Here is a 19,263-nt window from a genome sequence, read left to right on the forward strand (position 1 = left end):
CAGGTTACATCGATTTCGCTTTTTCTACTGCTTCTTCAATCGTACCTACAAATAGGAAAGCTGCTTCTGGAAGATCATCATGCTTACCATCCAGGATTTCCTTAAAGCTGCGTACAGTTTCTTTGATTGGTACATATTTACCCTTAAAGCCAGTGAACTGTTCAGCCACGTGGAATGGCTGCGACAGGAAGCGTTCAACTTTACGAGCACGAGCTACGATAACCTTATCATCCTCACTCAATTCATCCATACCCAAGATGGCAATGATGTCTTGAAGCTCGGTATAACGTTGCAGCAATTGTTTAACACCTTGTGCCACGTTGTAATGTTCTTCACCAACAATTTCTGGAGCGAGCAAACGCGAGCTGGAAGCCAGTGGGTCAACCGCTGGGAAAATCCCCTTCTCGGAAATTTTACGCTCAAGGTTAGTTGTTGCATCCAAGTGAGCAAACGCTGTAGCCGGAGCAGGGTCAGTGTAGTCATCCGCCGGTACGTAGATTGCTTGAATCGATGTAACTGAACCTTTTTTAGTCGATGTGATACGCTCTTGCAGCTGGCCCATTTCAGTGGCCAGAGTCGGCTGATAACCAACCGCAGATGGCATACGGCCGAGAAGAGCGGACACTTCGGAACCCGCTTGGGTAAAGCGGAATATATTATCGATAAAGAGCAGCGTATCGCGGCCTTCCACATCACGGAAATATTCCGCCATGGTCAAACCGGTCAAAGCTACACGAAGACGTGCACCTGGAGGCTCGTTCATTTGTCCGAAGACCATTGCTGTCTTCTTAATAACGCCGGAATCCGTCATTTCGTGATAAAGGTCATTACCTTCACGAGTACGTTCACCGACACCTGCGAATACGGAAATACCACCGTGCTCTTGGGCAATGTTATTAATCAATTCTTGGATTGTTACTGTTTTACCTACGCCGGCACCGCCGAAGAGGCCGACTTTACCACCCTTAGCATAAGGTGCGAGCAAGTCGATAACTTTAATACCTGTTTCCAAGATTTCCGCTTGTGTTGACAATTCGTCAAATGTTGGTGCGAGACGGTGAATCGGGTTCTTTTTCTCAGCAAGAACTTCACCAGCGTTATCAATTGGATTACCAAGTACGTTAAATACACGGCCTAATGTCGCTTCCCCTACAGGAACCGAAATTGGACCTCCTTGATCGATTGCATCCAGTCCACGAACCAGACCATCAGTAGAAGACATCGCGATACAACGTACCAGATTGTCTCCCAAGTGATTGGAAACCTCAAGTGTTAGGTTAAGCTGACGACCATTGTCCAAGACGGTTTCAATTTTGATAGCGTTGAAAATCTCGGGCAACTGGCCGCGTTCAAATTCAATATCGACAACCGGACCCATAATGCTTACAACGCGTCCTTTGTTCATCTTCTTTTCCCTCCTCGAAAGCTGTTACATCAAGAAGAAACGACGTTGTCGTCATATAAAGATGACAACCGTTTCTCGTAGAAATATAAGCATTTTGTATAGTGTAAAACCATACTTTCTTATATTTTAAGAAGAACTTACAGTGCCGTTCTTAAGGAGCTATGCACCCTAAGCAAGCGACACTGTTTCTCGTAAAATACAAGACAAGTTAAGCACTTAGTTTAACTTTTCTTGTATTTTAAGACTGCGCGTTCGCTCCGGCCACGATCTCGGTAATTTCCTGCGTAATTGCCGCCTGACGGGCACGGTTGTACGTAAGGGTAAGTTCTCCGATCATTTTCGACGCGTTCTTCGTTGCACTGCCCATAGCTGTCATTTTCGCACCCAGCTCACTGGCCTTGCCATCCAGAATAGCGCTATAAATCAAAGTTTCAGCGTACTTTGGAAGCAATACTTCTAGCACGCCTTCCGGTGAAGGTTCATATTCGTAGTTTGCAGAAGCTTCATGATGCTCTTGATTCCCTACTCCATCCATAGGCAACAGTCGCTCAACGGTTGGGATCTGGGTGATAGCATTGACGAATTGATTGTAACAAACATACAACTCATCATACGTACCATCTACAAACTGCTGTACTGCCGAATTCGCGATAGACTTGATGTCAGCAAACTTCGGCGCATCCGATAGCTCAGTAACTTCCTGTACAATCGGATATTCACGGCGACGTAGAAAGTCACGGCCCTTACGACCAATAACAAACAATGCGTACTCATCTTTGGACTTATGCTTCTCCGCGATGAGCATCGTCACCTTACGCAAAATATTAGCGTTGTAACCACCTGCAAGCCCTCTATCAGAGGTAACGATTAGATAACCAGTCTTCTTCACAGGGCGGCTAACCAGCATAGGGTGTTGAACACCTTCTGTGCCAGCCGCAATGCTCGATACAACCTCTTTTAGCTTCTCAGCATAAGGACGGGCGGCAATTGCCTTCTCCTGAGCTTTTCTCAGCTTGGATGCGGCTACCATTTCCATCGCTTTTGTGATCTGTCTTGTGTTTTGAACACTCTTAATTTGACGTTTAATATCACGCATGCTTCTTGCCATGATTTCACCACCTTAGAGCTTTGACGGAGTCAAAGCTAACTTCGTAAGCATTCTCTTAACTTTGACGAAGTCAAAGCTACTTCATAAGCACAGCCTGAGCTTCGGCAGAGCCAAAGCTCACTTAGTAAAATCCGTTAAAGTCTATCTATATTAGCTAGTAGCGAAACCTCTTTTAAAGGTATCAATCGCTGCTTTAAGAGCGGCTTCGTTATCAGCTGTCAAATCTTTTGTATCCCTGATGGATTGAGCTACATCAGCAGCACTGCTATCCATGTAAGCAAGGAATTCCTTTTCAAAACGTTTTACGTCTTTAACTGGAATATCATCCAAATATCCTTTTACAGCTGTGTACAAGCTAAGCACTTGATGCTCAACAGACAACGGCTGATTCACACCTTGTTTCAGAACTTCCATCATACGTGCCCCGCGATTCAGACGGGCAAGTGTAGATTTATCAAGATCTGAGCCGAACTGTGAGAAGGCTTGAAGTTCGCGATATTGGGCAAGATCCAGACGGAGCGAGCCGGCTACCTTCTTCATCGCTTTGATTTGAGCGGAGCCCCCTACACGGGAAACGGAGATACCGACGTTGATCGCCGGACGTTGACCAGAGTAGAACAGATCGGATTCAAGGAAGATTTGGCCATCTGTAATCGAGATTACGTTCGTAGGAATGTAAGCTGATACGTCAGATGCCTGTGTTTCGATAAATGGAAGTGCGGTTAATGAACCACCACCGAGCTCATCACTAAGCTTAGCTGCACGCTCCAAAAGACGGGAGTGCAAATAGAATACGTCACCCGGGAATGCTTCACGACCCGGTGGACGACGAAGCAGCAAGGACAATTCGCGATAAGCCGAAGCTTGTTTCGAAAGGTCATCGTAAATGATCAGTACGTGCTCGCCCTTGTACATGAAGTATTCGCCCATTGCGCAACCTGCGTATGGAGCAATGTACAACAATGGGGACGGCTCGGAAGCCGATGCAGTTACAACGATTGTATATTCCAAAGCGCCATGACGGCGAAGAGTTTCTACAACCTGTGCTACTGTGGATTGCTTTTGACCAATGGCAACATAAATACATTTCATGCCGTTGCCTTTTTGGTTGATAATCGCGTCAATTGCGATTGCAGTCTTACCTGTTTGACGGTCACCAATGATAAGTTCGCGTTGTCCACGACCGATTGGTACCATCGCATCAATGGCTTTAAGACCTGTTTGCATCGGCTCATGTACCGATTTACGATCGATAACACCTGGTGCATTATTTTCTACAGGACGGAATTCAGTTGTAGCAATTGGGCCTTTGCCGTCAAGCGGCATACCAAGTGCGTTAACTACACGACCGAGCAGAGCTTCACCAACAGGAACTTGCATAATTTGTCCTGTACGTTTTACTTGATCGCCTTCACGAATTTCCTTGTACTCACCTAGAATAACAACACCGACGTTGCTTTCTTCCAGATTGAGCGCCATGCCCACTACTCCGTTGGAGAACTCTAGCAATTCGCCTGCCATTGCGTTTTCCAGACCGTAGACACGGGCGATACCGTCGCCGACTTGAATGACGGTGCCGACTTCGGCAACTTCGATATCGGCTTTATATTCCTCAATTTGACTTTTGATCAAAGTGCTGATCTCTTCAGGTCTGATGCCCAATATCCTCACCCCTATCTTCTATGCTTATCATTAAAGGATTTCTCGAGACGCTCCAATTTGTTAGACAGACTGCCGTCATACAGCGTATCGCCGATATAAACTTTCAGTCCTCCCAACAGGCTTGGGTCCACCACATTCGTAATCCGGATTTTACGGTTTACGAGTTGGCCGAATTCTGCAGCTACAGCTGCTTTTTCTTCTTCACTTAAAGAATAAACAGAGTATACCTTAGCATCACCAATGCCAAGAGCGTCTCCTTCAATCTTGATATACGTATCCAGCAGATCGGCAAAAATATCGGTTCTGCCTCGCTCTACTAACAATTCTACAATGTTCATCACGATGGGAGAGAGCTTATCTTGAAGCGCTGTGCGCAGCACTTTCAGCTTGTCGGACTCCGAGATGCGCGGTGCAAGAATAAACCGCTTTATCTCTTGGTCGGAATGTAATAATCCAACCACTGCCTTGAGCTCTTCTTCTACTTCAAGGGTAATCCCTTTCTCTACCGCTGCACTGTACAATGCTCTAGCGTAGCGCTTGGCAACTACCGTATCGCGGCTCATGATTGGCCTCCTACCTCTTTGAGGTATTGGTTCACAAGTTGCTCCTGCTCGCCGTTAGCACTAACTTCTTTCTTAAGAAGTTTAGAAGCAATACGAACAGATGCCGTTCCAATTTCGCTGCGCAACTCTTCCACTGCTTTGTTCTTTTCGTTCTCGATATCGCGCACGGCCTCTTCTTTGACACGTGCTGCATCTGCTTTGGCTTGTGCCAAAGTTTGTTCTACCTGTAGATTGCTTGTGATTTGCGATTGTTGAATAATCTGTTGAGCTTCCTGGCGTGCACTGTTCAGCGCTTGCTTCTGCTCTTCCACATACGCGACCGCTTGCTCTCTAGTCTTTGCAGCTTCGTCCATTTGCTGCATTACCAGCTCACGGCGTTTCTCCATAACTGCAAAAAGTTTGCTGAACGCATACTTGCTAAGCAAGAAATATAAAATCCCAAAGGCGACAATTGAAAATACTATGTTTGTCCAAACAATATCCACTGAGGTCACTCCCTTCCGTTACCGCGTCATGCGGACGTATACAAAAGTAAGGCGCGGATGGCATCGGCCGTCCCCGCCAAACCGTAACTACGGTTTATTAAGTAAACATAATCAGGAATGCGATAACTGTTGCTGCCAACGGAATAACTTCGACGATACCTACACCAATAAACATTGTTGTTTGCAAAGCATTTTTCGCTTCTGGTTGACGAGCGATGGACTCAACTGTTCTACTAACGATCATACCGTTACCAAGACCTGCGCCAAGTGCACCCAATCCAACCGCTATTGCTGCTGCTAAAAATTCCATTTGTAAATATCCTCCTTTAATTTCGGTTCATATTTGTGTTTAATGATATAAGATATCTCCCACGAAGGAAAATCAGACGATAGCCGTTCTCTTCGCAGCAGTTCATTAATGTGCTTCTTCTTCGTGAATCGTCATCTGTGCGATATAAACCATCGTCAGAATCGTAAAGATAAACGCTTGTAGTGCCCCGACGAAAATACTGAAGCCCTGCCATACAGCCAGGAACGGAATACTGAGAATCCCCAGCTTCAAAATGACTGTAATCAGTACTTCTCCGGCGAAAATGTTAGCGAATAGACGAATAGCCAACGCTACAGGTTTTGCCAGGTTTTCGATAATGTTCAGTGGCAAAAAGATTGGAAACGGCTCGATGTAGTGTTTGAAATAATGTTTGCCGTTGAGCTTAATGCCCAGAAAGTTCATCAGTACAAATACTATGATTGCCAATCCTGCAGTGACGTTAATGTCAGCAGTTGGCGACTTGTACCATAAAATTTCTGCATGCTCACCATTCGCCAAGTTCTTAGTTGCTTCAATCACGTGGCCAAACACTGTTACAGGTCCATGCGCCTCAGTTACAACGGAGAAAGGCAATCCAAGTAGATTGGAAACAAAGATAAACAGAATCAATGTCAACCCTAAAGATATGTAAGGTTTTCCTTTCTTCAGATCCATGGCACTGCTTATGACACCCTCTACAAATTCCACAACCCATTCCATGAAGTTCTGAAGCTTGGATGGATTTTCAACGGAAAGCTTACGAACCGAAAGCATAACCAGAACAAACACCACTGTACAACTGATCAGAAGCATCAACACGGCGGATAAATCTATCGGTATTCCCCCGACAAATATTTTCGGCATGTCATGCATAGTATCATCCCCCTTTCTCTTTAATCTGGTTAAAGCTTATTCTTCACACTCAGATATATCCCCGCAGGAATGGCGAGAAGCTGAGGAATGAATACGCCCGAAACAGTTGCTACCAGGGAGAAATGCTCAATCTTGACCGAGAACATGGTGACCAAAATTGCGAAGCTAATCCGTGTAACAAAACCGAGGCTGAAGGCATTCCCTTCGTTGCTCGCAATCGACTGCGTAACCCGTCGAACCTTGACGGCCAGATAACGAAAGTTTACCAATCCCGCCACCAGACCCAGAGTCATGCCCAGTGTAATTGCCCGGGTCTCATGATGAAGCACCCAGCCCATTAAGAGTCCTGCCATAAGGACGAGCGTAACTCTAGTGACGGTATTGATCATGGGAGTCATATTATCCATTCTGCTCCCCCAAAAATTTTTTAATTAACAAGGCGACATTCACAATTCCCAGAATAATTCCAGTTATAGTGCCAATGGCGAGCCAATATTTCGGCCCCTCCATCAGGTCTTTCAGCCATCTTGCCGCAAAAAAACCAATAAGAATGTAAGCGGCAAGCAAAGTGCCTGCACTTCCAATGACAAGCGCGGTCTGTAACAAGCTGTCCTTGCTATTTTGTTCTTTCATGGGCTACAATCCCAACTAATTTTACTGAATTTCCTGAGTCTTTGTCAATTCATTGAACATTGCCTAAAAACCCTTGAAAACATGAAAATAATCACAGCAAAACGTTCCAAAACCATATAAACCGTACAGTTTCACTGTATGTTGATTTTAATCAGATCAGATATTAGTTTAATTGAAATTATTTATTTTTTGTGAACATTCTGTGAAACTCTTCAGGACGTTCCTTATTAACACCAAAATGGTGCAAAATCGCATTGACAATCCGTTGGGAAGCCTTGCCATCTCCATACGGGTTGGCGGCCCGACTCATCGACTGATAGAGCTCATTATCAGTCAAAAGAGCATGTGTCCGTTGATACACCTTCTCCTCGTCCGTGCCCACAAGTTCCAGCGTTCCAGCCTCTATCCCTTCGGGACGCTCCGTTGTATCACGAAGCACAAGAACAGGCACTCCATAAGAAGGAGCTTCCTCTTGCAGACCGCCGGAATCGGTCAATATCAAGTGGGTATGCGGATAAAAATTATGCAGGTCCACGACATCCAGCGGATCAATCAGCTTAATTCTTGGATGTCCTCCCAGTATCTCATGCGCAGGTTCCTTAACGGCAGGACTCGGATGCACAGGGTAAACAATGGCGACATCTTCGAATTCATCAGCGATTCTTTTAATAGCTCGGAAGATATTACGATGCGGTTCACCTTGAGATTCTCTGCGGTGAGCGGTCATCAAAATAAGTCTTTTTCCTGAAGCAAAATCCAAAACAGGATGCCGGTAATCCGGCTGTACGGTATATTGAAACACATCAGTTACGGTGTTGCCTGTGATATAAATACTTGATTCTTTTTTGTTCTCGTGTCTCAGATTGTTAGCTGACAAATCGGTTGGAGCGAAATGCAGATCAGCTAACACACCTGTGAGTTGACGGTTCATTTCTTCAGGATACGGAGAAAATTTGTTCCATGTCCTAAGTCCTGCTTCTACGTGCCCAACCTGAATTTGCTGCAGGAAGGAAGCGTAACTAGCTAAAAACGTTGTTAAGGTGTCCCCATGCACCAGCACGAGGTCAGGTTTAACTTCTTTCAGTACAGGTTCCAAACCTTCAAGCACACGAATAGTAATCTCATTCAAGGTCTGACGGTCCTTCATCACGTCCAAATCGTAATCAGGGGTGATATTAAACACTTCCAACACTTGATCGAGCAGTTCTCTATGCTGTGCTGTTACACATACTATTGATTCGATATGCTCAGGATGCTTCTTCAGTTCAAGAACCAGAGGAGCCATCTTGATCGCCTCGGGGCGCACTCCGAAAATAGTCATTACTTTGATTTTGGACATAACCCCTACCCTCTCATCAAATATTCTCGCATTACTATACTTAATACTTAATTACTTATTACTTGGTTCCATAAAGACGGTCACCAGCATCACCAAGACCTGGCACGATGTAACCATGTTCATTCAAATGATCATCAAGCGCTGCAACATAAATATCAACATCCGGATGAGCTTCCTGAACTGCAGCAACACCTTCTGGCGCTGCAATCAAGTTCATCATTTTGATCTGTGTACAACCACGGTTCTTCAGTGAGGTAATCGCAGCAATTGCGGATCCGCCTGTAGCAAGCATCGGGTCAATTACTATCAACTCACGTTCCTGTACATCAGTTGGAAGCTTGATATAATACTCCACTGGTTGAAGAGTGTCTGGATCACGGAAAAGCCCTACATGTCCTACTTTAGCCGCAGGTAGAAGCTTCAGTACACCTTCAAGCATACCTAAACCCGCACGAAGAATAGGAATAAGCCCCAGCATTCTTCCCGAAATCACTTTGCTTTCCGTCTCAGTGACCGGTGTTTGTACCGTAATGGTCTCTAGTGGAATATCACGTGTAATCTCATAAGCCATCAATGTGGCAACTTCGTCAACATGTTCTCTGAAATCCTTCGTGTTTGTTCTAACGTCGCGAATAAATGTTAGTTTGTGTTGAATTAAAGGATGATCGCAAATCACCAATTTTCCCATTTACTGTCCCTCCGGTAATTGTAAGTCTTGTCTATAGCCCTAGAAAGCGCTTTGCTTCTCAGTGGCTAAATCCTGTCTATTATAGCACTCCCGCCGCTGCATTTCACCTCAGAATGGTACTTGAACTCACATTGAACATATTCCTTTGTATTTCCTTGTTTTTAAAGGTAATGATTGGCTTAATTAGGAAACCAATCACTTATAAAACCTAGATTATGTTGTGCAACTTTGGCTTTTTCATACTATTCACATTATTTTCACTAATTTTATTGAAAATTCCATGAACTTTCATGATTAATTTCATTCAATTTCATCTATTACCTACAGTGATATTTGTGAACAATATGCAACAAAAAAGCCTCCATCAAACCCGGAAGAGGGTATGGATGGAGGCAGAATCATTTCTTATTAGAAGCAAAGATTTAGTATTTCAACTCTGGATAAAGAGGGTATTGGTCAGTCAACTCAGCCACTTGACGCGCAGATTCTGCCAAGTTTGCCTCATCCTTCGGATTCTTTAGAACATTAGCAATGATACGTCCAATAGTGACCATCGCCTGCTCGTCCATACCACGGGATGTGACTGCAGGTGTACCAATACGAATACCACTTGTTACGAAAGGACTTGTAGGATCAAATGGAATTGCGTTTTTATTCACAGTAATCCCGATGGAATCTAGTACTTTTTCCGCATCTTTTCCGGTAATGTTCAGATTACGGGTATCCAGCAGCATCAAGTGGTTATCTGTACCTCCGGATACAATGTTAACCCCTTCGCTGATCAACGTTTCTGCAAGAACATTAGCGTTCTTCACTACATTTTGAGCATAAGTCTTAAAGGATGGCTGCAATGCTTCACCAAATGCGACTGCTTTTGAAGCAATTACATGCATCAGAGGTCCACCTTGGGAACCAGGGAATACCGCTTTATCAATAGCAGCTGCCCATGGCTGTCTGCACATAATCATACCTCCGCGGGGACCGCGCAAAGTCTTATGCGTAGTAGTTGTAACGAAATGAGCATGAGGAACCGGGCTCGGATGAAGACCAGCAGCAACCAATCCTGCGATATGGGCCATATCTACCATAAATAGCGCACCCACATCATTGGCGATAGCGCCAAGTTTTTCGAAATCAATAATACGCGGATAGGCACTAGCACCAGCCACAATCATTTTTGGACGGTGCTTGAAGGCTGCTTTACGTACTTCATCATAATCAATTAGGAAAGTATCTTCTTGTACTCCATAAGCAACGAAGTTATAAAGCAATCCAGAAGCATTAACTGGGCTACCATGTGTCAAATGACCACCGTGCGCCAAATTCATTCCAAGAACGGTGTCGCCAGGCTTAAGTGCAGCCAGATAAACTGCCATATTTGCTTGAGCGCCGGAATGTGGTTGTACGTTGACATGATCCGCGCCAAACAATTCTTTTGCACGATCACGAGCAAGGTTCTCAACGATATCTACATCTTCACAGCCACCATAATAACGTTTGCCTGGATAACCTTCTGCATATTTGTTCGTAAGCACGGAGCCCATAGCTTCCATTACGGCTTCGCTAACGATATTCTCTGAGGCAATAAGCTCAATGTTGGCACGCTGACGTTTCAGTTCCAGTTCCATCGCTTCCAGTACTGCCGGGTCACTCTTACGCAATTGTTCCATGTTCTTATTTCCTCCCTAGTGTGTGTAGATATGTTGTATTTAAGTAGAAACGATTTGCTCGCCATAAAGAGACTTAGGTCTACGTTTCTGCAAAAAATATAAAAACTAAAGTTCGTTAATCACAAAACTGTGAACCACTTTGTTCTGGAGCACGATATACCGCACGTTCCCCGCCAATTAGTGGGGGTCTGGTCCATGCCGCATTCACTCTGGCTGCTCCAATGTATCGTAGAGTCGGACGGAAAGGAACGGCTACCCGCCGTAAATGCATTCCTATCAGTGTCTCGCCAATATCTAAACCAGCATGAGCTTCTATCGTTTCCGCCAAAACAGGATCTTTCATAGCGTGATAAGCAGCCGTAGCCATCGAACCTCCAGCACCTCGTATAGGTACAGCTGATACTTCCTTCAGACCAAGTGACTCTAGCAGAGAGCGTTCCATGACAAGTGCACGATTTAAATGCTCGCAGCACTGATACACCGGATGAAATCCTTTTTCCGCTGCTACTAAACGAACACCTTCAAGCAGTTGTTCTGCAACTTCAAGTGCACCACCAGTTCCAATCCGGACACCAGCAACCTCACTTGTGCTCACTCCGACGACAACAATTTTGCCTGACCCAAGGTTACCAGCCTCCGCCAACTCCCTTAACACAGTGACGGTGGCTTCAGTTAATGATAGCTCCACTACTTCGTCCATCACTCTACCTCCTCAAACTTCAAACAAGCTTATTTTAAACAAAAAAGAGCAGTCCGCAGGTAGCTGCGGATTTGCTCTTTTGCCCAGGCGACCGGCCGTTTATTCCGATGCTCCATCGTGGTTTGATCCACATTTGTCGCCAGTTACATCGGAACCGATTATTTGTAACTTCATCTTAAAGCAAAGTGAACTGAAAATCAACCATTTACAAATGGCGGAAGGTTTCCAGCTTATCCAGCAAACTGAATAGCGCAGTGCGAATCTCAGCAGCAGTTAGCTCATAGTCCTCACGCGTGCCACCAAATGGATCAGAAATATCGAAGCTCGGAATACGCTGGCGAATCTCAATCATCCGCTGCAGATCCGTTGCATTCGGTTCACCACCAAGGGCTAAGCTCAACTCCGCATCTGCGTAAAGGCTGTCCAATTCCTTGATATCTTCCGTCACCGCATCTTCATCATGCACGTATTCCTTCAATGTATAGGTTTTCGTTACAGCATCCGGAAAATACTGCAGCAAATGCTGCTTATGCCCACCCGTCAAGGTCAGCACAAGGTCGGCCCAAGCGACAGCTTGACCTGTCAATTGTGACGACTCCATTGAATCATGAATTCCTTCTTCCTGCAGTATAGCTGCAGCATGTCTTGATATAGAAGTACCGGAAATGGCGGATACACCTGCAGACCGCACTTCCAGGTCGATTCCACGTTCCTTCGCAAGCTTTCGTAAAAGCCCCTCAGCCATAGGACTTCGGCATGTATTCCCGGTGCAGACGAATAAAATATGCAGCATGTTTTGCACCCCCATGAAATTAAATATTCTAATGCCGTTATTGTATCAAAAGATGAATAGCAAGCCAAACCCCAGAAGTATTGCACCGCCTAGCGCTTCTCCATAATCCCCGAGACCACGACTGACATGCCGTCCAATTAGCAACCCTAGAATCGACATTAGTCCCCCGCAAGCACCGAAGGCTAAGATGGTCAAAAGTACTCCATTCACAAACATCCCCAGTGATACCCCCACGGAGAAAGAGTCAATACTGACACTGAGCGAAAGCAGTATCATCCCCCACAAGGTTCGATGATCCATAGCTCGCGAGCTTCCTGTATCCGGACGAAAGGAGTTGTACACCATATGCCCGCCCAAAAGAACTAGAAGACCTCCAGCAGCATAAGTCGTTACTTGACCTAACAGGTGTCCGACATAACTTCCTGTCAATAAACCCAGGAGAGGCATCAGCATATGAAAAACAGCAATGAGCAGACTCATTTGCAGAACATGCAGCAGACGAATACCTTTCATCCCGATCCCTACACCGAGCGAAAAGGCATCCATCCCTAATGCAACCGCCATTATAGTAATGGTAACAATCTGCCCCCATTCGGTATATACATCTCCTAAGCCCATGCTTAACCCCCCAAGTCCGAAATATCTTGTACAACAACGATATGCGGACAAGGGGGTATTCATGACTTCATATGGGAGTCATATACGAAAAAGCAATGCCGTGGTCATCCGGCGTCGATGACAGATCCGCCGGCGGCTTTCATAAGCCGGTTCATGATTGCAGCGCCGAGGCCGGTATACGGGCAAGCCTCGGCTAAGATGTAAGTCGCTCCCGCTTCATCGAAGCACCGCAAGGCGGCATATAGGGAGCGAGCCCCTTCCTCCGGCGAGGATAACGAGCCGAGGGAAAGAACACAGGCGGCAGGGTCGGCGGGATAAAGGGCCTTATGCTCATCGAAGAGGAGTAAGCCCGTGACCTCGCCGTTTAGCTGCGCCGCCTGAAGTTGACTAGCGGCTTCATCCGCCACGCGCTGCGGGGAAGAGCCGCGCACTACACCAAGCCAGCCGCGCGGTGCGTAGTGCGTGTACTTCATGCCCGGCGCGCGCGGCGCCGAAATATCGCCAGCAGCATCCGCACCATGCTGCTCAATAGATGCGGAAGCCCTTTCGAAAGGCTCACGATTGTTAACATTCAGGCAATCCGCTGAAGATTGCGCGGTAGTTGCTTTAGCTGTGATTGGCTCAGCAGTACTGAAATCAATAACAGAGTTTGTCGTCCCCGAATCAGCCAAGACAGTAGCGGTTGCGGTAGCGGCAGCAGTTGTCTCAGCATTACCGGGCTCTGAGCTTACAGCTTCTGCTCCCACCACTGCAGCCAATTGTTCCGAAGTAATCCCGCCGGGGCGCAGCACAGCAACTTTTCCGTCAGGCTGTACCTGCACGACTGTTGACTCTAGTCCAACTCCAGCAGCACCACCATCAAGGACGCCATCAATGTATCCAGCCAAATCTTCCATCACATGCGAAGCTAATGTCGGGCTCGGGCGACCCGAACGATTAGCACTGGGCGCCGCAACTGGACAACCTGCGGCACTTATCAGTGCTAGAGCTACCGGATGATCCGGCATCCGCACACCAACCGTATCCAAACCCGCCGTCACACAGGGCGACAGTACACCTTCACGAACAGGAAGCACAACTGTCAGCGGACCAGGCCAATAAGCTGCCATCAACGCGGCCGCCTTAGGATGCACCTCTGCAACAAGCTCGTCCAAAGCTGCCGTATCCGCAATATGCACAATTAACGGATTGTCAGAGGGCCGTCCTTTTGCCGCAAAAACAGCCTCAACTGCCGCCGTATTTCGGGCATCCGCCCCTAGCCCGTAGACGGTTTCGGTTGTAAAAGCCACGGTTCCGCCTTCACGAAGCATTGTTGCTGCCTCCGCTATCGCCAGCTTGTCAGCTTCATTCGGCTGAAATACCTCAGAGTTCGTTCCCTCAGCGGAATTCAACTTCCAGTATACAGTCTCATCTCTATTTCCACTCCGCCGCTGAACGGCGAATAAAGGATTATTGTGTTCATTCATTCTCATCACAGGCTTTCTAGAAGATATAATTTAGCTTAGCAAAAAAACGGCCCCTGTAGGGAGCCGTGATAGATCTGCTTATAAAATAGTAACACATCTGGGGTCTTACGACCATAATCCACTGATCCAGTTCCAAAGGTTTTGCAGCAGCTCCCAGACGAAGAACCGTACCTCTGGCTCAGCAGCAGTTTCTCCTGATGAAGCACTTCCTGCCGAGGAATCAGCCTGCACTGTTTTTGCAGCTGCTGATTTCACCTTAGCACTGTTATCCGCACCAGCAGCGGACACTGTTTTTGTACCTTTGTCAGCAGCAGGTGCTGCCGCATCTCCAGAGCCTGCATCGATAAAGCAAAGCGGAGGAAACAGTACACACCACCAATTTTGCCCCTTGCCCGCACCAAGTGTGACCCGAACAGCTTCATACTCCCCAGCAGGATAGACGGTGCCACCGTATAATTTGGTTGGAAAAGGGACTACGCCCAGCTCCACTTTATAGGAATATTCAATGCCCCGTTTCTCCAGCTCTGATCCAACCAACGCGTTAAGCTCCGGCAGATGATTTCTAATCAGAGCACGTGCCTGCTCCAAGCTCTGTGGATCCTCAAGAGCGGATACCCACTGGTTCATTTGCTCCACAATTTTATCGCGAATTTGCCGTTTCACCAGCTGATCTTGCGCTCCGTCAGAATTAGCTAGAATACGTAACCGGATAGATTCTTGGGGAATAGATACTTCAGCTACTGCAGCATCGGTTTTTTGACCTTCCCAAGCCATCATGAGGACCATAAAAAAACAAATTAAAATGGCAGTATACTTAAAAGTTACACGTAAGGAATCTCTTTTATCCATATGATTATCGTTCATTTGTTGCAGCCCCTCTCCTCTTAACTCTCATGCTAGTAGTATGCCCGGAGATAAGAGACTGCAAACCTATGAATCTATTAAATTTATAACTTCAATGCCAGCTCCTTATGCAGCTGCAAATCTTCCTCTACATCCTGCCCATAAAGATGCACGCTCATCACGACCCCCATGCTGGCCATATTAATCAGAAGAGACGTGCCTCCATAACTGATAAACGGAAGTGTTATTCCTGTCAACGGCATCAGACCGATAAAAGCTCCAACATTCTCAAGAATTTGATACAACAGCATAGCCGTAATTCCAATGATTAGAAATGGTCCGCTACGCTCCTTACTCTCGAGAGCAATCAATATCATCCGATGCAGCAAAATAAAAAAGAGCAAGAGCAGCAGCGCAGACCCCACAAATCCAAACTCCTCGGCAATCTGCACGAATATCGCATCCGAATAGGTATATGGGACACGATTATTCTGCACAGAGCTGCCCTGCATATATCCCTCTCCACTCATTCCCCCGGAGGCTATAGCTATTTTGGCATTTTTCGTGTGATAGCTTGCCTTATCTGTCGCTAAATCAGGTACCAGCCAAGGGTCAAACCGCTCCACTAAATGATCCTTACCAATGCCTTCAAAAAATTTGACTGCCTCATCATGATAGTTTATGTAGCTCAAAATCCCAGCAAGGCCGATCCCACCCACTATAAGCAAACCGATGAGTGCATGCGACAATTTGATATTCCCGATCCATAGAAGCCCAATCAATATTACGATGTAGCTAAGGGCATTTCCCAAATCATTTTGCATAATGACTATACCAAATGGAATGAACGTAAGAATGGTGAGAGGAACAATCCCTTTCCAGAAGGTTAAGGTAGACCCTTGTTTTCGAATTAAGATCGATGATAAAAAAAGAATTAATACCAATTTAAACAGCTCGGCAGGCTGAAACCTAAGTCCACCGATCTCAAGTCCCAATTGAGCACCGTTCTCTACTTTACCAATAAAACTAACCGACACTAACAAGACTAAGCCCAAGAGATAAATATAAAGTGCATGTTTAACAAATATCTTAAAGTCCACAAAAGCGAGCACAATAAAAACTACAAAACCTAAAATATAGTATTTAAGCATTTGTAAATGAAATCCATCCAATTTCATCGGAGGCGTTATTCTTCCATTGGTTACACTGTATATTGAAAAAATACTAATCACCATCAGCAAAATCAGAACAGTAACAATTACCTTATCAATCCTTTTGAACTTTTGAAGCATCTGCAAGCCCCTTACTCTGTTAAGGTTTCAACTCTCCTCTCTCAGGGAAAGTCGTTCCTTTCTATTGTAGAACATTCGTGAATATAATTCCAAATTTATGTAGCCAATCTATAAAATATCTTTCTATTAAAATTACACTCTGACGTAATTTTACTCTATGATCCAAACCTATCGGACTCCGTAGACTTTATTTATGAATTTATTGCTCCACGGGAACTTTTGCGGACTCCAGAGTCGTTATTACTTGCCATTTTGCAGTAAATCCAGTCTTTTTGATCAAATAACGTCTTTGCGGTCCGATACTATCCAATAAGTAGTTAATATTCGAATATAAGGGCATCTGAGTCCGAGTCAGGATACAAATACGAATACGATACAAATACAAATACGAATTGCTTCCAGCTTGCTTACCTGAAACGGCCCGTATTACGTATTACACCAATCCGACGAAGCCGTGCTCCATCAAAAAGAACCGCCAGCACCCCTATTAAACAATAAGGACCTGACGGTTCTACTTTATTTCGTGGTTACACCTGTTTGGCAGCTGCATAAGGAGTAGGTTTAGGAAAATCCTCTTCCACTTCTTGCCCGTGCAGGCGCACACTCATTACCAGCCCGATGCTGGCCATGTTGATAAGCAGGGATGTACCCCCGAAGCTGATGAAAGGTAACGTAATACCAGTCAATGGCATCAAGCCGATAAATGCGCCGATATTCTCAAAAATCTGATACAACATCATCGCGACAACGCCGACAATCAGGAAAGGGCCAGCTCTATCCCTAGACTCCAGCGCAATCAGAATCATCCGGTGAATCAAAATAAAGTACAGCAGCAACACAAACGCCGAACCTACAAACCCAAATTCTTCGGCAATCTGCACAAAGATAGAATCTGAATACGTATATGGCACCCGATCCGTCTGAACGGAGCTGCCGTTCATGTAGCCTTCGCCACTCATTCCACCTGATGCAATCGCCAGCTTGGCGTTTTTAGTATGATAAAGGGCTTTGGCTGTTGCCTTGTCTGGAACAAGCCAAGGATCAAAACGTTCAATCCAGTGAGATCGTCCAATATCCGTAAGAAAGGTTTTAATTTCATCATGATAATGGATATAACTCATAATTCCCGCAATCGCAGAACTAGCCACGATGACCAGCCCGATTAATGCATGCGTGTATTTAATATTGCCAATCCACAACAGACCCGCAAGAATCACAACGTAAGACAAGGCATTCCCAAGGTCATTTTGGGTAAGGACAATAAGGAACGGAAACAAGGTCAGAAGGCCGAGCGGCACAACATCCCGCCAGAACAGAAGCTTACTCTTATTCTTGCGGACAAGCATGGCTGCCAGAAAAAGAATTAATATCAGCTTGAACAGCTCTGCAGGCTGCAGACTCAGGCCCCCCGGCAGGGTCAACCAGCCTTGCGCATTATTTTTGGTCTCGCCCAAAAAGCTGACGAGCACCAGCATCCCTATCCCAAACAGATAAATATATATCGCATATTTCACTAATATTCTGTAATCCAAAAAGGTCATTCCAATAAAAGCTACAAAACCAATAGCATAATACATCATCATACGAATATGATGTCCGTCCAGCTTCTCTCTTCCATGAGTAACGCTATATATGGCGAAGATGCTGACCACCATGAGTAATAACAGAACGACTACAATAGCACCATCAATCTTTTTAATCTTCTGAAGCACGCTCTGCCTCCCTACTCTATATCTGGGCTTTCTTTATGATCCCCTAAGAAATCCTGCTAAATTCTATTGTAAAGGAAGTCGGATTGAAAATACAATTTCTCTACTCCGGACAAAATGAACCCTCTGCACAGCAGGCAATATTATCTCGTTATGCCTAGCACATGACGCGGGATTCCAGCCAGATCATTAATGGTGATAATCTCGGTCCAATGGCCCGCTGCCGCAAGGAGTGCAGCGACTTGCTCAGCTTGACCGAAGCCAAGCTCAAAGCCGATCAGGCGCGGCGGTGCCGGGAGCAGCGTCAGCTGCTCCATCATGCGGCGGTACGGGTCCAGCCCGTCCGCTCCGCCATCCAGCGCAGTGCGCGGCTCATGGTCGCGCACCTCACGCTGCAGCCCGGCGATATCCTCGCCGGGGATGTATGGCGGGTTGGAGACGAGAATATCCGTCTCCATCCCCGCGAACGGCTCGAGCAGATCGCCGAGCCGAAAGTCCACAGCTGTGCCATTGCGCAAAGCGTTGCGCTCGGCCACAGCCAGAGCCGCCGGCGAAATATCGCCGGCGCAGACCCGCCACGCCGGCGCTTCCGCCGCCAACGTGACGGAGATCGCACCGCTGCCGGCGCCGATATCGACGGCGGTCAGCGGTCTTGTGGCGCGCACGTCCCCCGCGCCGCCTCCGTTGCGGGCCGCAGCGCCGCCCGCGCTATCCAGCGCTGCTTCGCCAGGCGTTACGATGCCGTCCGGCCAAAGCTCCGCGCCGTAACGTAAAATCGCCTCGACGAGCAGCTCCGTCTCCGGCCGCGGAATAAGCACGTCAGGCGTCACCTCAAAAGGCCGCCCGTAGAATTCTTGCTCGCCGATGATATACTGCACCGGCTCACCAGCGCCCCGGCGGGTAACTCCCGCCTCAAATGCTTCCTTAACCGCAGCTGGAAAAGGATCTGCCAGCGCCATGTAATAAGCTGCGCCAGACACTCCAAGCACATGCTCCAGCAGCAATTGTGCACTGCGCTGCGGTTCATTGCAGCCGCTCCGGCTCAAAAAAGAAGAAGCCTCCGCAAAGGCTTCCCGGATGCTTTTGACTTCCGACATGACATATAC

20 protein-coding genes and 1 riboswitch are annotated in these 19,263 nt (G+C 46.5%); all 20 genes read right to left on the reverse strand.

Annotated features, from left to right (window positions below):
- Nucleotides 1-4 precede the first annotated feature (4 nt).
- The 20 genes from atpD to prmC all read right to left on the reverse strand — a co-directional run bounded on the left by atpD (nt 5) and on the right by prmC (nt 19,254).
- Nucleotides 5-1,405, reverse strand: coding sequence for a F0F1 ATP synthase subunit beta (gene atpD / locus MHI15_RS12045; protein WP_036681562.1), 1,401 nt, complete (start codon nt 1,403-1,405; stop codon nt 5-7).
- A 238-nt stretch (nt 1,406-1,643) separates the two neighbouring features.
- On the reverse strand, nt 1,644-2,513 hold the full coding sequence (gene atpG, locus MHI15_RS12050) for an ATP synthase F1 subunit gamma (protein ID WP_036681564.1): 870 nt from the start codon (nt 2,511-2,513) through the stop codon (nt 1,644-1,646).
- Nucleotides 2,514-2,663: 150 nt separating this feature from the next.
- Nucleotides 2,664-4,175 (reverse strand): F0F1 ATP synthase subunit alpha, encoded by a 1,512-nt coding sequence (gene atpA / locus MHI15_RS12055; RefSeq protein WP_036681566.1) that lies wholly within the window; start codon nt 4,173-4,175, stop codon nt 2,664-2,666.
- 11 nt (nt 4,176-4,186) lie between these two features.
- On the reverse strand, nt 4,187-4,738 hold the full coding sequence (locus MHI15_RS12060; RefSeq protein WP_076123928.1) for a F0F1 ATP synthase subunit delta: 552 nt from the start codon (nt 4,736-4,738) through the stop codon (nt 4,187-4,189).
- A complete protein-coding gene (gene atpF, locus MHI15_RS12065) occupies nt 4,735-5,223 on the reverse strand; it encodes a F0F1 ATP synthase subunit B (RefSeq protein ID WP_076123930.1) in 489 nt (162 codons plus the stop codon). Before atpF ends, MHI15_RS12060 begins: the two co-directional genes overlap by 4 nt.
- 97 nt (nt 5,224-5,320) lie before the next feature.
- Nucleotides 5,321-5,533 carry a F0F1 ATP synthase subunit C gene (gene atpE, locus MHI15_RS12070; protein ID WP_036681574.1) on the reverse strand — a complete coding sequence of 71 codons (213 nt, stop codon included), beginning with the start codon at nt 5,531-5,533 and terminating at the stop codon, nt 5,321-5,323.
- Nucleotides 5,534-5,638: 105 nt separating this feature from the next.
- Nucleotides 5,639-6,406 carry a F0F1 ATP synthase subunit A gene (atpB, locus tag MHI15_RS12075; protein ID WP_036681575.1) on the reverse strand — a complete coding sequence of 256 codons (768 nt, stop codon included), beginning with the start codon at nt 6,404-6,406 and terminating at the stop codon, nt 5,639-5,641.
- A 29-nt stretch (nt 6,407-6,435) separates the two neighbouring features.
- Entirely contained in the window at nt 6,436-6,813 is a 378-nt protein-coding gene (locus MHI15_RS12080; protein ID WP_036681578.1) for an ATP synthase subunit I, read from the reverse strand.
- Nucleotides 6,806-7,039 (reverse strand): AtpZ/AtpI family protein, encoded by a 234-nt coding sequence (locus MHI15_RS12085; RefSeq protein ID WP_341164447.1) that lies wholly within the window; start codon nt 7,037-7,039, stop codon nt 6,806-6,808. Before MHI15_RS12085 ends, MHI15_RS12080 begins: the two co-directional genes overlap by 8 nt.
- 178 nt (nt 7,040-7,217) lie before the next feature.
- Nucleotides 7,218-8,378, reverse strand: a complete 1,161-nt coding sequence (wecB, locus tag MHI15_RS12090) for a non-hydrolyzing UDP-N-acetylglucosamine 2-epimerase (protein ID WP_341164448.1) — start codon at nt 8,376-8,378, stop codon at nt 7,218-7,220.
- A gap of 58 nt (nt 8,379-8,436) precedes the next feature.
- Nucleotides 8,437-9,066, reverse strand: a complete 630-nt coding sequence (gene upp / locus MHI15_RS12095) for a uracil phosphoribosyltransferase (RefSeq protein ID WP_036681583.1) — start codon at nt 9,064-9,066, stop codon at nt 8,437-8,439.
- Between the two features lie 422 nt (nt 9,067-9,488).
- The gene (gene glyA / locus MHI15_RS12100; RefSeq protein ID WP_038573642.1) at nt 9,489-10,736 is read right to left on the reverse strand and encodes a serine hydroxymethyltransferase; all 1,248 of its coding nucleotides are present in this window, start codon (nt 10,734-10,736) and stop codon (nt 9,489-9,491) included.
- A gap of 115 nt (nt 10,737-10,851) precedes the next feature.
- On the reverse strand, nt 10,852-11,436 hold the full coding sequence (locus MHI15_RS12105; protein WP_076099682.1) for a TIGR01440 family protein: 585 nt from the start codon (nt 11,434-11,436) through the stop codon (nt 10,852-10,854).
- 74 nt (nt 11,437-11,510) lie between these two features.
- A riboswitch (ZMP/ZTP riboswitch) is annotated at nt 11,511-11,593 on the reverse strand.
- A 48-nt stretch (nt 11,594-11,641) separates the two neighbouring features.
- Entirely contained in the window at nt 11,642-12,229 is a 588-nt protein-coding gene (locus tag MHI15_RS12110; protein WP_036681588.1) for a low molecular weight protein arginine phosphatase, read from the reverse strand.
- Nucleotides 12,230-12,274: 45 nt separating this feature from the next.
- On the reverse strand, nt 12,275-12,847 hold the full coding sequence (locus MHI15_RS12115; RefSeq protein ID WP_038573646.1) for a manganese efflux pump MntP: 573 nt from the start codon (nt 12,845-12,847) through the stop codon (nt 12,275-12,277).
- A 104-nt stretch (nt 12,848-12,951) separates the two neighbouring features.
- The gene (locus tag MHI15_RS12120; RefSeq protein ID WP_076124346.1) at nt 12,952-14,313 is read right to left on the reverse strand and encodes an L-threonylcarbamoyladenylate synthase; all 1,362 of its coding nucleotides are present in this window, start codon (nt 14,311-14,313) and stop codon (nt 12,952-12,954) included.
- Nucleotides 14,314-14,418: 105 nt separating this feature from the next.
- Entirely contained in the window at nt 14,419-15,162 is a 744-nt protein-coding gene (gene spoIIR / locus MHI15_RS12125; protein WP_076099806.1) for a stage II sporulation protein R, read from the reverse strand.
- Nucleotides 15,163-15,260: 98 nt separating this feature from the next.
- Nucleotides 15,261-16,448, reverse strand: a complete 1,188-nt coding sequence (locus tag MHI15_RS12130; protein ID WP_076192355.1) for an FtsW/RodA/SpoVE family cell cycle protein — start codon at nt 16,446-16,448, stop codon at nt 15,261-15,263.
- Nucleotides 16,449-16,975: 527 nt separating this feature from the next.
- Entirely contained in the window at nt 16,976-18,160 is a 1,185-nt protein-coding gene (locus MHI15_RS12135; RefSeq protein ID WP_076123938.1) for an FtsW/RodA/SpoVE family cell cycle protein, read from the reverse strand.
- A gap of 140 nt (nt 18,161-18,300) precedes the next feature.
- Nucleotides 18,301-19,254 carry a peptide chain release factor N(5)-glutamine methyltransferase gene (prmC, locus tag MHI15_RS12140; RefSeq protein WP_341164523.1) on the reverse strand — a complete coding sequence of 318 codons (954 nt, stop codon included), beginning with the start codon at nt 19,252-19,254 and terminating at the stop codon, nt 18,301-18,303.
- Between the last annotated feature and the right edge of the window lie 9 nt (nt 19,255-19,263).

The sequence above is a fragment of the Paenibacillus sp. FSL H7-0918 genome, assembly GCF_038007025.1.
Taxonomy (GTDB): domain Bacteria; phylum Bacillota; class Bacilli; order Paenibacillales; family Paenibacillaceae; genus Paenibacillus_AQ; species Paenibacillus_AQ odorifer.

Excerpts from the sequence above, each read along its gene's own strand:
- atpD (WP_036681562.1), bottom strand. The coding sequence starts at position 1,405 with ATGAACAAAGGACGCGTTGTAAGCATTATGGGTCCGGTTGTCGATATT.
- atpG (WP_036681564.1), bottom strand. The coding sequence starts at position 2,513 with ATGGCAAGAAGCATGCGTGATATTAAACGTCAAATTAAGAGTGTTCAA.
- MHI15_RS12060 (WP_076123928.1), bottom strand. The coding sequence starts at position 4,738 with ATGAGCCGCGATACGGTAGTTGCCAAGCGCTACGCTAGAGCATTGTAC.
- atpE (WP_036681574.1), bottom strand. The coding sequence starts at position 5,533 with ATGGAATTTTTAGCAGCAGCAATAGCGGTTGGATTGGGTGCACTTGGC.
- atpB (WP_036681575.1), bottom strand. The coding sequence starts at position 6,406 with ATGCATGACATGCCGAAAATATTTGTCGGGGGAATACCGATAGATTTA.
- MHI15_RS12080 (WP_036681578.1), bottom strand. The coding sequence starts at position 6,813 with ATGGATAATATGACTCCCATGATCAATACCGTCACTAGAGTTACGCTC.
- MHI15_RS12085 (WP_341164447.1), bottom strand. The coding sequence starts at position 7,039 with ATGAAAGAACAAAATAGCAAGGACAGCTTGTTACAGACCGCGCTTGTC.
- wecB (WP_341164448.1), bottom strand. The coding sequence starts at position 8,378 with ATGTCCAAAATCAAAGTAATGACTATTTTCGGAGTGCGCCCCGAGGCG.
- upp (WP_036681583.1), bottom strand. The coding sequence starts at position 9,066 with ATGGGAAAATTGGTGATTTGCGATCATCCTTTAATTCAACACAAACTA.
- glyA (WP_038573642.1), bottom strand. The coding sequence starts at position 10,736 with ATGGAACAATTGCGTAAGAGTGACCCGGCAGTACTGGAAGCGATGGAA.
- MHI15_RS12105 (WP_076099682.1), bottom strand. The coding sequence starts at position 11,436 with ATGGACGAAGTAGTGGAGCTATCATTAACTGAAGCCACCGTCACTGTG.
- MHI15_RS12110 (WP_036681588.1), bottom strand. The coding sequence starts at position 12,229 with ATGCTGCATATTTTATTCGTCTGCACCGGGAATACATGCCGAAGTCCT.
- MHI15_RS12115 (WP_038573646.1), bottom strand. The coding sequence starts at position 12,847 with ATGGGCTTAGGAGATGTATATACCGAATGGGGGCAGATTGTTACCATT.
- MHI15_RS12120 (WP_076124346.1), bottom strand. The coding sequence starts at position 14,313 with ATGAATGAACACAATAATCCTTTATTCGCCGTTCAGCGGCGGAGTGGA.
- spoIIR (WP_076099806.1), bottom strand. The coding sequence starts at position 15,162 with ATGGATAAAAGAGATTCCTTACGTGTAACTTTTAAGTATACTGCCATT.
- MHI15_RS12130 (WP_076192355.1), bottom strand. The coding sequence starts at position 16,448 with ATGCTTCAAAAGTTCAAAAGGATTGATAAGGTAATTGTTACTGTTCTG.
- prmC (WP_341164523.1), bottom strand. The coding sequence starts at position 19,254 with ATGTCGGAAGTCAAAAGCATCCGGGAAGCCTTTGCGGAGGCTTCTTCT.